Genomic DNA, 15,199 nt, shown 5'->3' with positions numbered 1-15,199 from the left:
CTTAGCAAATATTTAATAGCGACGATTATACGGAAGTGATGGCAAAATTTATAGCGTGATGGCTGTTTTATCCTACTTGCTTTTTTATCCCACATTGACTTCAGGATATTCAAACCACCATCACCTTATATCATTTTTATTCTTTACAGCTATTGTTATCAATACTCGCTAAAAAATCCGCTTGTCATCAATAGGTTTGGCAAATTTGTTGATATTGGCTTCGATATTTTTTGCAATGCTCACATAGTAGCTCGCAAACTCATCATCAGCCAAGACACTCGGTATGCCTTTATCTACTTGTGCACGAATACCACTCGCAAGTGGCAACTGACCCAGTAATGGCACCTGATACTGCTCAGCGATAAACTCACCGCCGCCAGACCCAAAGATCGCTTCGGTGTGGTTACAGTTGCTACAGGTATGTAGCGCCATGTTTTCAACCACACCCAGCACCGGAATGTTGGTTTTGTTAAACATCTCAATGCCTTTTTGCGCATCGAGTAAGGCAACATGCTGCGGAGTCGTGACAATGACAGCACCCGTGACTGGAATACGCTGCGCCAATGTCAGCTGTATATCACCCGTACCGGGTGGCATATCAATTACTAGATAGTCTAGCTGCGGCCAGTTGGTTTGATTGTATAACTGCATCAATGCCCCGGTCGCTTTAGGTCCACGCCATGCAACAGGTGTATTGTCCCCATCAAGCAAGCTACCGATAGAGAGCATTGCCATACCATGCGCATCAACTGGCACGAACTGCTCGTTCTCTAACTGCGGTTTTACGTCAGCAACGCCTAACATGGTTGGCATACTAGGGCCGTAAATGTCAGCATCAAGCACACCAACACGATTACCAAGCTTTTGCAATGCCAACGCGATATTGACTGTCGTTGTCGATTTACCAACACCGCCTTTGCCTGATGCTACCACGATGATATGACGAATACGAGGATGCGCTGCTAATGAGGCTTGTGTTGGTGCTGCTTTAGTGATTGTTGGCTCAGCATCGGTATTGTTAGCACTGCTATCAACGTTCGATGATGGTTTAGATTGAGACACCATCGCGTCAGTCGTTTTTGGCATTGCCTTTGGTAAGCTTGAACCTGAGCCTTTTTCTGGCGCAGGCAGACGCACATTCATATGAATCGTGGTAATGCCATGCGGATGTAGCAACTGTCCCAGCTCTTGCTGAATGGCTTCAGGATTACTATCTTTCGGCAGACGCAAGTCTAACGTGAGTGCATCGCCTTTACGCTCAAGGCCGGTGACCATGGTGGCAATACTGACCGAGTTTATCTCGTAACCCAGCAATACCTTATCGACAGCGCTGTCTCGTTCCGCTTGCAACTGCGGCGTTTCTTCTGTGGGCTTTTTTTTCATAAAATTAAACATAGCGACTATTGTTGCCTATACAAGTGGATAGGTGTGGCAAACTGCTTAAGGCATATCGCAGCATATCTAACACATGCTGGTGGTGAGCCGATAGAGCCGTTTAGCCAAACCTTTTATCGTGATAGTGTAGCTGAATTACAAGCATAAAAAAACCACAACGCCAGTATGACCGTCCTTGTGGTTTTTAGCATTTACATATATCGCTTAATTCATAAACCAACCATGGCTGGCCACGATAGACTGTCCTGTAAATACGTTGGTTGGAAAAGCGGCTAAAAATAGTGCCAATTGGGCAATGTCTTCTACCGTCGTAAATTCTTTATCTACTGTGTTCACTAGCATGATATCGTTAATAACTGACTCTTCACTGATGCCCTTTTCAGCCGCTTGCTCGGGGATTTGTTTTTCGACCAAAGGTGTTTTAACAAAGCCTGGACAAATCACATGCGAACGTACTTTATGTGCTGCACCTTCTTTAGCGAGTACACGGCACAGTCCTAGTAGACCATGCTTCGCGGTCACATAAGGGGCTTTATATAGTGAAGCCTCATGCGAATGAGCAGAGCCCATATAAATGACCGTGCCACCTTTATCGCCTTTATACATATGCTTAATCGCGGCTTTAGTGGTCAAAAATGCACCATCCAAGTGAATGTTGAGCATTTTTTTCCAATCGCTAAAAGCCATTTTATCGATAGGATCGATGATCTGAATACCAGCATTCGAAACCAAAATATCAATGCCACCAAAAGTATCAACTAGCTGCTGTATACCGTCATTTACCGCATCTTCTGACGTAACATCCATGGCAATCGCCAGAGCACGCCCACCAGCAGCTTCAATCGCATCAACGGTTTTCTGTGCTGCTTCAAGATTGATATCGGCAATACCAACCGCTGCCCCTGCTTTTGCATAAGTCTCAGCGATGTCACGTCCGATACCACTTGCAGAGCCAGTGACCAATGCTACTTTGCCTGTCAAATCTTGTTGTAATTGGGTCGCCATACATATTCCTTATCATGGTCTAAAATATTATTAGTTTTTATAAAAATAGAACTGAATGAATACGCCACTATAATCATAGTGGCGTATTTATCTGCGGGATAAAGCTCATTGATTTTAAGACAATCACATTACTGGATAATGTTGACGGGCGTTTTTTCTTGTAACTCGTCAAAGCTCACACCATCTGCCAGCTCAACCAATTTTAGACCATTATCAGTAACGTCTAATACGGCAAGCTCAGTAATGATACGATCGACCACGCCTTTGCCCGTCAGTGGTAATTCGCAATTGGCCAGAATTTTTGGTTCGCCGTGTTTATTGACTTGTTCCATTAGGACAATCACGCGCTGTACGCCTGCGACCAAATCCATCGCCCCGCCCATACCTTTGACCATCTTTTTAGGAATCATCCAGTTGGCTAAATCACCATTTTCTGATACTTCCATCGCGCCCAATATTGCCAAATTAACATGACCGCCACGAATCATCGCAAAAGACTCTGAGCTGCTAAAATAGCTGGAGCCTGGCGCTGCTGTGACCGTTTGCTTGCCAGCATTAATCAAGTCAGCATCGACTTTATCTACTGTTGGAAACTCGCCAATCCCTAGTAAGCCGTTCTCTGATTGTAACCACACATCCACGCCTTCAGGAATATAGTTGGCGACTAACGTTGGCAGGCCAATGCCTAAGTTTACGTAATAGCCGTCTTGTAATTCCTGTGCGGCGCGTTGCGCCATTTGCTCTCTTGTCCATGCCATGCTGATTTCCTTATTTTTTACGATATTCTATTTTTACTTATCTAAACGATGAGCTATCTAAACTGTCATGAATATAAAAACTGATTATTAGTTTCAAACACAATTAAGCTTTAGTCGTGGTTTTTTCGATACGTTTTTCAGGGCTATTATTCAATACAATACGCTGAACAAAAATACCCGGTAGATGCACTTCATCTGGATCAAAGGTGCCTGTCTCAACGATTTCTTCGACTTCGACGATGGTGATTTTACCCGCCATTGCACAGTCTGGATTAAAATTGCGAGCAGTCTTGTTAAAGATTAGATTGCCCGCTTTATCTGCTTTTTGCGCTTTGATTAAGGCGACATCAGCACGTAGTGTATGCTCCAACACATAAGTACGCCCATCAAAATCACGAGTCTCTTTGCCTTCAGCAACCAACGTACCTACGCCCGTTGCGGTATAAAATGCAGGAATACCAGCACCGCCTGAGCGCAGTTTTTCAGCCAATGTCCCTTGCGGCGTCAACTCAACTTCTAACTCGCCTGCCAAGTACTGGCGCTCAAACTCTTTATTTTCACCCACGTATGATGAAATCATTTTTTTGATCTGGCGAGTCTGCAGTAACAGGCCAAGACCGAAGTCATCCACGCCCGCGTTATTACTGATACAGGTCAAGCCTTTAACCTTGCTATCGCGTAATGCTCCAATTAGCGCCTCTGGAATGCCGCATAGACCAAAGCCACCGATCGCGAGCGTTTGCCCATCACTAACGACGCCTTTTAGCGCTTCTTCGGCACTGTTATATACTTTTGACTGACTCATGCTTGTCTCCTATGACTGTTATTTATATTTTTAATCCGTGCATAACCTAATGCTGAATTAAGTATTTCAATTATCCATTTGCTTGTTGCTTTTAATGAAACCTAACAACGAAAACTCATCATGCTTATTTTTCTTTTGAGCGTTATAACGCCATATAGTCGATTCAATTTAAAAATAGTACAAGGCAACCGAGTGTAGATGTATATTAAATACTTCAAGCGAGGTTAGCCCAGTAATACTTTTATAGTGGAATGACTATACCAATAGCCAAAATACGCTCATGATAATGGCACCAGATACTGCTAGTACGATCAGGCAATAACCCATGATGGCTCGCGCATCCAAACCTGCGATACCTAGTAATGGCAAGGCCCAAAATGGCTGAATCATGTTGGTCCACGCATCACCCCATGCAATCGCCATGGCAGTAACGGCTGGATTGACGCCCAGTTCAATACCAGCTGGAATCATAACAGGGCCCTGTACGGCAAACTGCCCACCACCTGACGGCACAAAGACATTGACCAGACCAGCACTCAAAAATGCAAAAATCGGAAAACTGTCGGCAGAAGCTGAATTGACAAAAAACTCCGTAACCTGCGTACTGATAGATATACCATCAGCGTTTGCACCTGTCATGATGCCCATGATACCGCCATAGAATGGGAACAATAACACAATACCTGTGATGCCACCGATACCTGAGTGTACGGCGCGATAATAACGCTCTAACGTGCCATGCGATAGCAAACCTATGAATAAGAATAGCCCGATGACAATATTTAGCCCCAAGTTAAACCCATTGGTGCCAAACTCGCTAATATAGTACATCAGTGCCAATGCTAGCAAGATCACAGCGATAATACGGCTGTCATCTAGTTTTTGTGCAGGCGTATCTCTTTGAGGTGCGACGTATACCTCTTCTTTGATGAGCTTAGGATCAATGACGGTAGGATTTTTTGGATGCATAAAGCGATTGACGAGGGGCAAAATGACAATAAGCAGACCCACTAGCAGTAAGTTATAACCTGCAAATACCGTCTGTGACAGAGGCACCGCTTCCGTCATGGTATTGCCTGATAACGTCAACAGTGTCTCACCGCCCGAGCTGAGCGTCAGTGGTATCGAACCTGAAAAACCGCCATGCCAAATCACGAAACCTGAGTAAGCAGCAGCGACCAATAGCGGATAGTCGACGTTGGCCACTTTTTTTGCCAGTGCCTTTGCAAAGATAGCCCCGATGATCAGACCGAAACCCCAGTTTATCCATGAACCAACCAATCCCACCAAGGTCGATACGATAATGGCGGTCGTAGGAGAGTGAACACGACTAGCCAGATTGTCCAATAAGCGTTGAATGAATGGCGCACTGGCAAAGGCATAGCCTGTCACTAAAACCAATGCCATTTGCATAGCAAAGCTATGCAGTGACCACAGTCCATTGCCCCAATGCCCTGCCATCGCAATCATATCTTGGCCAGTAATTGCCAGTCCTACAGCAAATGCAATGAGGGTCAAAACGATCGAAAACACGAATGGGGATGGTAGATAGCGGTTGACTAACTGTACGCTCGCATTAGTGATGGCACTAAACATATTCACATTCCTTGTAAATTTGATGTTTGGTTTTAAGAGTTATTGTTAGAGCTTTATTCGATGTTTATCAGACTTGAGAGCGACGACTGCGTACTCCATCTGATAAATGGCAAGCATTATATTTTACATTATTATCCATAACAATACATTTTATCTCGCTATATCATGCATGAAACAGTTGTGCTAACTTAACATATTATTTTCGTAGCGACTAGAAAATAACAAGCAGCGCATGCGAGTCAACACCCTGCACCCTATAGGTCGACAGAATATCGATAGCCAACAGTATATTAGTCTGGAATTATGTTTAGTAAAACAGACAAAATAGGCTTATTCTGATTAATTTAATTGACCTATATTGATAAGCACGGCATACTCGCTGCCTTAATTTTTTGCCAAGGAGGGCCGTCATGTTTAGTACGCTTGCTATTGTCATTACCCTATTATTACTGATGTTCTTCGCTTATCGCGGTTACTCTGTGTTGATCTTAGCACCGATTATGGCGACATTAGCAGTCTTATTATCAGGTGATTTCTTAAGTACCATTCCCGCCTATACCGATGTCTTTATGGGCGCGTTAAGTGGATTCTTACTCAAATTCTTTCCAATATTCTTGCTAGGCGCCCTATTTGGACGCTTAATGGCAGACTCTGGCGCAGCAACCGCCATTGCCAATACGGTCGTCGAAAAGCTTGGCGCAAGTAAAGCCATACTTGCTGTGATTTTGGTCTGTGCTATTTTGACTTATGGCGGCGTATCGTTGTTCGTTGTGGCTTTTGCTATCTATCCAATCGCCAAAGACTTGTTTAGAGCCGCAGATATCCCAAAACGTTTGATTCCAGCAGCGATTGCTCTAGGGTCATTTACGTTTACGATGACTGCCCTACCAGGTACGCCAGCCATTCAGAATGCTATTCCAATTCCTTACTACAACACCAACGTATTTGCCGCCCCTATTTTGGGTATTATCGGTGGTACGATTATGTTTATTTGTGGTTGGATGTGGTTACAATCACGCGCCAGAAAAGCCAATGCAGCGGGCGAAGGCTATGGTCAGCATGATGAAGAGGATGTGGGCGGGCTTGGTGCAGACACACAGGAAGCTGAAGCATTAAATACGCATCACACCTCGTTTACCATTGCAATGATTCCACTCGTATTGGTCATTGGCTTGAACGCTTTGTTGACCTATGTGGTTTTCCCATCGATAGATTTTAGTAGTCTACAGGCGCAGTTTCCTGACTTAAATATCGCAGGCTCACTCGGATTATGGTCAATCATCATCTCATTGGTCGTGGCTTGTGTGGTGTTGATTCTGCTACGTATCGGACATTGGAATAATCTACAAAAAACCATTAACCGTGGTACTTACGACTCTATGTTGCCGATTTTTAATACCGCATCAGAAGTGGGCTACGGTGCGGTTATCGCGTCACTCGCAGGCTTCCTTATCATTCGTGACAGTATCCTAAACTTAACCCCTGACAACCCTTTGATATCAGAAGCAGTCGCAATGACTACGCTGGCTGGTATCACAGGCTCATCCTCTGGTGGTTTGAGTATTGCGCTGTCGACATTGGGTGAGGACTATCTCAGAATGGCAGTCAATGCTGGTATCGACCCTGAGCTGATGCATCGCGTGGCCGTCATGGCAGCGGGTGGTCTTGATACGCTACCGCACAGTGGTGCTGTCATCACCCTACTCGCTATTTGCGGATTAACACACAAGCAGTCTTATTTGAACTTGGCCATGGTGACAATGGTTATTCCATTGGTCGCTGTGACAGTGGTCATTATTTTGGGTACGATGTTTGGCTCGTTCTAACGCACACACAATATCCAAGCATTACTTTTAATATTAAAATAAAAACCCCACTCAGTAACTGGCTGAGTGGGGTTTTTACTGGCGCATTTTTATGGTGAATCCCTGACCTAGGGCGTGTCATCAATCAGATTGTGAGACTTAAAATGAGAAAAATTGTAGATAAACAAGGAAGAAATTGCCGTTAATATGAACATATTGACAAAATTACTGACGATGTTTAGCAAAATTTAGCCATTTTAAGGCCCCTAAATGCGTTAATGTGCTAATTGATGACACGCCCTAAGTAGAGCTGGCTAAAAAGTGCGTGGTCAACGCCTGTGCTGACAGAGTTAATTACCAAGCAATGGCACAAATTTGGCTGAATTACGGTATCATAGACACCATTTTTAATTTTCATAATGTTTAGACTTTATAATAGTGCATCTGCCAACAACAGCTGATGGCGTAAAGCCTGTTATAACCAACCCGTTCATATAAAAATATAGGTGATGAAAGTGCGTGAGATTTTAGTAACCAGTGCCTTGCCCTACGCCAACGGCTACATTCATTTGGGGCATCTTGTAGAGTATATTCAGACAGACATTTGGGTACGTGCGATGAAAGCGCAAGGCCATCAGGTCACTTATGTCTGCGCCGATGATGCTCATGGCACCGCCATCATGCTAAAGGCACAAGATAACGGTATCACACCAGAAGAGCAAATCGCCACAGTGAAAGCCTCACATGAAGCCGACTTTGCCAAATTCTTGATTAATTTTGATAACTATCATTCTACCCATTCAGAAGAAAACAAAGAATTTTCTGAGCTGATTTATCGTCGTTTAAGCAGTGCAGGTCATATTAGTACCAAAGATGTTGAGCAGTTATTTGATCCTGAAAAGCAGTTATTTTTAGCCGATCGATTTGTCAAAGGCACTTGCCCTGAATGTGGATCAGCCGACCAATACGGCGACAACTGCGAAGTGTGTGGCACCACATACAATGCCACCGAACTTAAAAATCCACAATCTACGTTGTCTGGTGCAACGCCTATACTCAAAACCTCCAAGCATTATTTCTTTAATTTGCCAGAGTTTGAGCAGTTCTTAAAAGACTGGACACGCAGCGACAACCGTTTGCAAACGTCGGTCGCCAATAAATTGCAAGAGTGGTTTGAAGCAGGTTTGGCGACTTGGGACATCTCACGTGATGCGCCCTATTTTGGTTTCCAAATTCCAGATACCCCAAGCGATGAGCCAGACAAGTATTTTTATGTGTGGCTAGATGCGCCAGTCGGCTACATGGCAAGCTTTAAAAACCTGTGTGATAAGCGTGCAGGGACTGATAACGCGCTTGATTTTGACCGTTATTGGATGCAAGAAAACGAGCACAAAACTGAGGTTTATCACTTCATTGGCAAAGACATCGTTTACTTCCATGCGCTGTTTTGGCCAGCGATGCTAGCTGGTAGCGAATTACGTACGCCGACTGGCGTCTTTGCCCATGGTTTCTTGATGGTCAATGGCGAAAAAATGAGTAAGTCACGCGGCACTTTTATTAAGGCCGAGACGTATGCTGAGCATCTGCATCCTGAATACCTGCGTTATTATTTCGCCAGCAAACTGTCTGACAAAGTCGAAGATATTAATCTAGATTTAGAAGACTTTATGCAAAAGGTCAACTCTGACTTGGTTGGTAAAGTCGTCAATATCGCCAGTCGTAGTGCTGGGTTCTTGGTTAAGAAGTACGACGGTATGCTGTCAGAGATTTGCGTCGAGTCAGAGCTCTTAGAAGACATCACCAAAACGGGCGATGAGATTGCTGCTGCCTATGAGAATCGTGAATTCTCACGTGCTATGCGTTTAATCATGCAGTGTGCGGATAAAGCCAATGAATATATCGATGCCAAGAAGCCATGGTCACTCGCGAAATTAGAGGGCACTGAACAAGAAGTTCAAGACGTCTGCTCAGTCGCGATTAACATCTTCCGTCAGTTGATGGTGTATCTAGCACCTGTATTGCCTGAGCTGACCAATAATGCCAAAGCATTCTTAAACATTGACAGCTTAGACTTCGCTAGCCGTAACCAGTGGTTACTTGGTCATAAAATTAATAAGTTCAAACCACTGATGCAACGTATCGAAGAAAAAGATATTGAAGCGATGGTAGAAGATTCTAAAGCATCATTAACTCAAGCAGACGCTCCTGCTGCGACTGATAATAGTAAGCCTACCGCAAAAGACAAAGCATCTGCAACAGATGCTAGTACTGATGCTGAACAAGCTGACTATATTGGTATCGAAGACTTTGCCAAAGTTGAGATGAAAGTGGCTCACGTTGTTGCCTGCAACCATGTAGAAGGTGCTGATAAGCTATTACAGTTTACTTTAGATGTAGGTGAAGACAAGCCGCGCAATGTGTTTAGCGGTATTCGCAAGTTCTATGAGCCTGAGCAATTGGTCAATAAGAAAGTCATTTGTGTGACCAACCTTGCCCCGCGTAAGATGAAATTTGGCGTATCAGAAGGCATGGTACTATCAACTGGCGATCCGAAGACAGGATTAACGGTCGTTACCTTGCCAGATGCTTGTGTCGTTGGTGACGTGCTAGCTTAACGGTTATTTTTAGTAGTAAAAAATAAAAAAGATGCCCTAGCGGCATCTTTTTTATGGTTGATTTATACAACAGTTAAAAATCGAATCTTATATTTATCTGGTTAAAACATCGATGATCTGCAACGTATCATTAATCACTATCACAATGTTATTTTCTGGCGTGCGAATACGAACGTAACGGTCATCGTAACGGTCTAAAACGACAGAACGATCATAATCTCTTCTATCAATCTTACCGACTACTCTATAACCATACTTATCAAGATCACGCTTAAACGAGGCATTAGGGCTAGCATTGCGATAAGCGTTGATATTAGGGTGGGCATTGCCACTATGCTTATAATCTTTACTAATATGAGCGGAGTTACCCTTGGCATTTCCATGCCCGTTACCATGGTTGTCTTTTGCCATAGCAGGCAAGCAAACTAATGAAGTAGCCGTGATACCAGCAATGGTTAATAACTTAAGATTAGCAGTATTCATAATATTATCCTTAAAATATTCATTCGAAAAAATCAGATAAACAGTAGAGTGTGTTGTACATTCACTATGTCATCATAATGATGATATGACTTTCAGACTCATTATGATTCTCGTATAAAAATTAGCTTACGTGAATTATGAAGGCAGTCCGTAATAGATGCGTTGCTAGCTTGTAAGATTTTTGATGGCGATTTTACTGAATAAGATAGCCAACCTACTCCTTATTAACACCTGTGACGAACACGACTGAATTTTTTATTGCGATAAGTTACATTGCTGTCATAATATAGCCATAATGATCAAGGAATCGATCGCCTCGAAGTTAGCCTACTATCGCAGATTTGACATCACAGAACTGACATTACAGGACTGATATTGCTGTCATTCGGCTGACCTGCACTCTCTAACCTATGAGCCAGACTAATAATGACCATTGCTTCTACTATACGCCTAAGCTTATGCAGCATTGCCATCAGTACGCTTGGCCTAATCGGCTGCTCAAGCGCTGACGATAAGGCAACCACTGATAACACGGCAACAACCGATAAACCAGCCAAAACGCTGGCCATCACACAGATTGTTGAGCATCCCTCACTAGATGACATGCGCCGCGGCATCATTGATGAGTTGGCAGACAATGGTTATATTGAAGGCCAAAATCTGACCATTAATTTCCAAAGCGCACAAGGCAATACTGCAACAGCTGGTCAGATTGCCAAGCAGTTTGCTGGAGACAATCCAGATGCTATCGTGGCCATATCTACCCCATCAGCACAATCCGTTGTGGCGTCGACCACGAGTGTGCCGATTGTATATACAGCGGTTTCAGACCCACTCGCAGCCAAGCTCATCAATGCAGATGGCACCCCGTTTCAAGCTAACTTGACGGGATTGTCGAGCCAGTTACCTTTAGAGCCGCAAATTGACTTATTACAACAAATCAAACCAAATGCCAAAACCATCGGTTATGTGTATAGCCCTGGTGAAGCCAACTCAGTAGCTCTGCGTGACAGGCTAAAAGAGATGTTGCCAACGCGTGGCTTGTCTATTTTAGACATACCTGCCAATCGCCCAACCGATATCGGTATGGCAACGCGCAGTCTACAAGGGCGCGCTGATATCATCTATACCTCAATGGACAATAACGTGGCCTCTGCGTTTGAAGCCATGACACAAGCGGCAAATGAGCTAAAAATGCCGATTGTGGCCTCTGATGAGTTTAGTGTACAACGCGGGGCGACGGCTGCTTTAGGCGTTAATGACTATGACTTTGGTCGCAAGACTGGCAAAATGGTTTATAGAATTTTAAATGGCGAGGCTGTCAGCACCATCAAGCCTGAGATCATGAATGACTTAACGTTATATGTCAGCCCGAAACATGCCAAAGCACAAGGCGTTAGCCTATCAGCAGAGATGATGAAAAACGCTGTTGATGTGGATACCAAAGCAAAAACCGATAACAAGTAACCCGCAATAAGAGCAACAACCAGCAGTAAACGCTTAATAAGCACATTAACTATTTATGTATGGACACATTATTATTTTTAGGAGTAACACCCATGTTGTATCAGAATCGTTTTGCTAAAGCCTTACTATGGGGCGGTGTTTGTACCGCTATTTTGACCGGTTGTAGCCAGTCAGCAGAAGACACCACGGCCAATGATGGCGCGGCCACTGCCGATGCGGCAACCGCTATGAAAACCGTTGCCATTACGGCCATCGTTGAGCATCCAGCCCTTGATGACGTGCGTAAAGGGGTGATTGAAGAGCTTGCTGAAGCAGGTTTTACAGAAGGTGAAAACTTAACCGTTAACTTCCAAAGTGCACAGGGTAACACCGCAACCGCTGGTCAGATTGCCAAGCAATTTGTTGCAGACAACTCAGACGTTATCGTTGCCATTGGTACGCCATCAGCACAATCGGTTGCGGCAGCTACCAGCACTATTCCTTTGGTATTCTCTGCGGTGACTGACCCAGTAGAAGCCAAACTGGTCTCTAAGCTTGATGGTTCTGGCACCAATGTGACTGGCGGTTCTGATGCGCTCCCTTATGAGCCACAAATTGAATTGATGCGCCAAATCATTCCAAGTTTGAAAAATGTGGGCTATGTTTATAGCCCAGGTGAAGTGAACTCGACTATCATCCTAAAAAATCTAAAAGAAAAACTGACCCCAATGGGCATCACGGTACACGAAGCACCTGCTCAGCGCAGTACGGATATTGCTATGGCAGCACGTAGTCTAGCTGGCAAGGTCGATATGATTTACACGTCAACCGATAATAACGTGGTATCTGCTTACGAGTCGCTATTCCAAGTCGCCAAAGAAAGCAAAATCCCACTGGTTGCCTCAGACACCAGCTCTGTTGCACGTGGTGCTATTGCTGCGTTGGGCGTTGACTATTATGCACTTGGCCGCGAAACCGGTAAAATTGTGGTGCGTATTTTGAACGGTGAAAAAGCGGGTGATATCCCTGTTTATACCCCTCAAGCACTTGATTTGTACGTCAGTCCAAAAAATGCCAAATTAGAAGGCATCACATTGCCACAAGCGGTTATCGATAAAGCAAAAGAAGTGGTAGAATAGCGCCCTCTGAATATAAGCATCATGTCAAACGATTATATTAATGGTTTAATCCTAGATTGTTGCTGATATTTACTGCTATTATTTCAGTATAAAAATGACCCAGCTACTGGTATATGAGCTGGGTTATTTTTAATGTGATATAAGCATTAAAACCGAATTTCGAACCAAGGTATTTTATGCTCATTCCTCATAGGAAGATGTTTTGGTTTACCCTAACCGCAGATTGCTTAATCTGTTAAATTCACCGCTTAGCCGTTTGGGTTATATAGGCCTATAGATAGCATGGGTAAAACCTTTGCTACTGTGTGCTTATGATAATAATCGCTAAACGCTTGATGATAACCGACTAATATCTTATGTCCTTAATTGCTTTTTTTGGTGCACTCGAGAGTGGCTTGATTTACGGCCTAGTAGCACTTGGCGTGCTCATCTCATTCCGAACGCTCGACTTTCCAGACTTGACCGCAGATGGCAGTTTTCCGCTGGGCGGCGCTGTCGCTGGTATCTCTATTGTGGCAGGGGTTAACCCTTGGCTAGCCTGTGCCTTTGGTATGCTTGCAGGTGCGGTTGCCGGCATTGTAACTGCATGGTTGCATGTCAAACTTGGCATTTTGCAGCTATTGGCCAGTATTTTGGTCATGGTGGCATTGTATTCTGTCAACCTGCGTATTATGGGCGCGCCAAACTTACCGCTACTGGGTGAAACCACGGTATTTAGTAGCTTGGTGACCGACAGCAACGGCTATTGGATGCGCTGCTTAATCATTGGGGTCGTCATTATTGCTGCGAAACTATTGCTAGACTGGTTTTATAATACTGAAACCGGCCTTTCCATGCGCGCAACTGGTTCCAACTTACGTATGGCGCAGGCACAAGGCATCAATACCTCATGGATGACCATCATCGGTATGGCCGTCTCTAATGGTTTGATTGCGCTCGCAGGGGCGCTGTTTGTCCAGACCCAAGGCGGTGCAGACATCTCTATCGGTATCGGTACGATCGTCATTGGTCTAGCAGCTGTCATCATTGGTGAGACCATCATCCCTGCCAAGCGTATTTGGCTGATTACTTTTGCCGTTATTATTGGTGCAGTATTGTATAAATTGTTTATTCAAGTGGCACTATCAAGCGACACACTGCGCAGCATTGGCTTTGGCCCGCAGGATTTGAACTTGATTACCGCACTTCTTGTGGTATTGGCCTTGGTATTGCCAAAAGCGAAAACCAAGTTTTTATCTCGTAAGGTGCGCGCCTAACGACAACTACAGCAGGTATTCATACACCTTGCGACGCTTGATAAGACAATAAGGAATAACGATTATGATGCAAGCCACTGATTTACGGCTGACCTTTAACCCAGGCACGCCAATCGAAAACCCTGCGCTGCGTGGTATTAACCTTGATATTGCGGATGGTGAATTTGTCACCGTGATTGGTACCAATGGCGCGGGGAAATCGACTTTTTTAAATGCAGTAAGTGGTACGACACGTGTTGATAGCGGTTCAATTCTGCTCAATGGCATTGATGTCACCAAAAAAACAGCCCACCAGCGTGCACACTGGGTAGCTCGTGTCTTTCAGGATCCGATGGCTGGGACTTGTGAAGCGCTGACCATCGAAGAAAACATGGCATTGGCCTACAAGCGCGGCGGTAAACGTGGTTTAAGCTTTGCCCTAAATCCGAATAACCGCGACTTGTTCCGAGAAAAACTATCAGTGCTCAAGCTTGGGCTAGAGAATCGCTTAACAGACCGTATGGGGCTGCTATCTGGTGGCCAACGTCAAGCGGTCAGTCTACTTATGGCATCGCTACAGCCATCTAAGATTTTATTGCTTGATGAGCACACAGCCGCCCTTGATCCAAAGACAGCGGCGTTTGTCTTAGAATTGACTGATAAGATTGTCACGGACAATAAGTTGACCACGATGATGGTCACACATTCCATGCAACAAGCATTGGCACATGGTACACGCACCGTGATGCTACACCAAGGTCAAGTAGTACTTGATGTGTCAGGCGACAAACGTCAAGGCATGACTGTGCATGACTTGCTCGATATGTTTGAGCAAACACGTGGCGAAAAAGTTGAAGATGATAGCCTGATTTTAAGCTAGCCTATCAAATATGACATTCCCCCCAAACCTCCAAGAG

At 44.4% G+C, this 15,199-nt stretch carries 12 protein-coding genes; 6 read left to right on the top strand and 6 right to left on the bottom strand.

Annotation, left to right across the window (positions count from 1 at the left end):
- Window positions 1-168 precede the first annotated feature (168 nt).
- The 5 genes from apbC to IP510_RS01170 all read right to left on the bottom strand — a co-directional run bounded on the left by apbC (window position 169) and on the right by IP510_RS01170 (window position 5,559).
- Window positions 169-1,395 carry an iron-sulfur cluster carrier protein ApbC gene (gene apbC, locus IP510_RS01190; RefSeq protein ID WP_194362972.1) on the bottom strand — a complete coding sequence of 409 codons (1,227 nt, stop codon included), beginning with the start codon at window positions 1,393-1,395 and terminating at the stop codon, window positions 169-171.
- 204 nt (window positions 1,396-1,599) lie between these two features.
- Entirely contained in the window at window positions 1,600-2,400 is an 801-nt protein-coding gene (locus IP510_RS01185; RefSeq protein ID WP_194362971.1) for a 3-hydroxybutyrate dehydrogenase, read from the bottom strand.
- Window positions 2,401-2,528: 128 nt separating this feature from the next.
- Window positions 2,529-3,158 (bottom strand): 3-oxoacid CoA-transferase subunit B, encoded by a 630-nt coding sequence (locus tag IP510_RS01180; RefSeq protein WP_194362970.1) that lies wholly within the window; start codon window positions 3,156-3,158, stop codon window positions 2,529-2,531.
- A 103-nt stretch (window positions 3,159-3,261) separates the two neighbouring features.
- A complete protein-coding gene (locus tag IP510_RS01175) occupies window positions 3,262-3,963 on the bottom strand; it encodes a CoA transferase subunit A (protein WP_194362969.1) in 702 nt (233 codons plus the stop codon).
- A 255-nt stretch (window positions 3,964-4,218) separates the two neighbouring features.
- Complete coding sequence (locus IP510_RS01170) at window positions 4,219-5,559, bottom strand: short-chain fatty acid transporter (RefSeq protein WP_194362968.1); 1,341 nt, start codon at window positions 5,557-5,559, stop codon at window positions 4,219-4,221.
- 410 nt (window positions 5,560-5,969) lie between these two features.
- On the opposite strand from IP510_RS01170, the gene IP510_RS01165 reads away from it, so the two are divergent.
- Complete coding sequence (locus IP510_RS01165) at window positions 5,970-7,385, top strand: GntP family permease (protein WP_194362967.1); 1,416 nt, start codon at window positions 5,970-5,972, stop codon at window positions 7,383-7,385.
- 488 nt (window positions 7,386-7,873) lie between these two features.
- On the top strand, window positions 7,874-9,979 hold the full coding sequence (metG, locus tag IP510_RS01160; protein ID WP_194362966.1) for a methionine--tRNA ligase: 2,106 nt from the start codon (window positions 7,874-7,876) through the stop codon (window positions 9,977-9,979).
- A 93-nt stretch (window positions 9,980-10,072) separates the two neighbouring features.
- On the opposite strand, the gene IP510_RS01155 is transcribed toward metG, so the two are convergent.
- Window positions 10,073-10,462, bottom strand: coding sequence for a hypothetical protein (locus IP510_RS01155; RefSeq protein ID WP_194362965.1), 390 nt, complete (start codon window positions 10,460-10,462; stop codon window positions 10,073-10,075).
- 426 nt (window positions 10,463-10,888) lie between these two features.
- Between IP510_RS01155 and IP510_RS01150 the strand changes: the two genes are divergently transcribed.
- The 4 genes from IP510_RS01150 to IP510_RS01135 all read left to right on the top strand — a co-directional run bounded on the left by IP510_RS01150 (window position 10,889) and on the right by IP510_RS01135 (window position 15,162).
- A complete protein-coding gene (locus tag IP510_RS01150) occupies window positions 10,889-11,929 on the top strand; it encodes an ABC transporter substrate-binding protein (RefSeq protein ID WP_194362964.1) in 1,041 nt (346 codons plus the stop codon).
- A gap of 92 nt (window positions 11,930-12,021) precedes the next feature.
- Window positions 12,022-13,047: an ABC transporter substrate-binding protein gene (locus IP510_RS01145; protein WP_194362963.1), complete on the top strand. Its 1,026-nt coding sequence runs from the start codon at window positions 12,022-12,024 to the stop codon at window positions 13,045-13,047.
- Between the two features lie 356 nt (window positions 13,048-13,403).
- Complete coding sequence (locus tag IP510_RS01140; RefSeq protein WP_194362962.1) at window positions 13,404-14,303, top strand: ABC transporter permease; 900 nt, start codon at window positions 13,404-13,406, stop codon at window positions 14,301-14,303.
- Between the two features lie 64 nt (window positions 14,304-14,367).
- The gene (locus IP510_RS01135; protein ID WP_194362961.1) at window positions 14,368-15,162 is read left to right on the top strand and encodes an ABC transporter ATP-binding protein; all 795 of its coding nucleotides are present in this window, start codon (window positions 14,368-14,370) and stop codon (window positions 15,160-15,162) included.
- Window positions 15,163-15,199 lie beyond the last annotated feature (37 nt).

The sequence above is a fragment of the Psychrobacter sp. NG254 genome, assembly GCF_015277735.1.
GTDB lineage: Bacteria > Pseudomonadota > Gammaproteobacteria > Pseudomonadales > Moraxellaceae > Psychrobacter.
This window is presented reverse-complemented; position numbering and strand designations above follow the sequence as displayed.